A 259-nucleotide genomic window follows, 5' to 3' on the forward strand; every position below is an offset into this window, starting at 1 on the left:
GGACTACTGGGGTACCTCAGTTTGTCGGACCGTCGAATCATGACGATGATCCTGGGTGCCGAAGACCTGCCGCCCCTCCCTGATGAAAGCTTCGATCAACGGTTCGGGCGGGAGGAAGGCCGACCGCAAGCGCCCGCCTTCGGCGATACCGGCATTCTTCTGCCGCTCTTCGCCCAGACCCGCGACATCCTGATCGGCAAAGTCGCCGCGCTCGATCCCGAAGTCCTCGGCAGCAACTTGTCGTTCAGCCTCCCGTAGG

General features: G+C 62.9%; 1 protein-coding gene. It reads left to right on the plus strand.

What is annotated here, in order from left to right; translation table 11 throughout:
- Positions 1-258 (plus strand): hypothetical protein (locus ACTHSL_RS13860; RefSeq protein ID WP_440381738.1); only part of this gene is annotated, 258 nt, incomplete at its 5' end.
- Between the last annotated feature and the right edge of the window lies 1 nt (position 259).

The sequence above is a fragment of the Neisseria sp. P0008.S010 genome (genome assembly GCF_051962715.1).
Lineage (GTDB): Bacteria > Pseudomonadota > Gammaproteobacteria > Burkholderiales > Neisseriaceae > Neisseria > Neisseria elongata.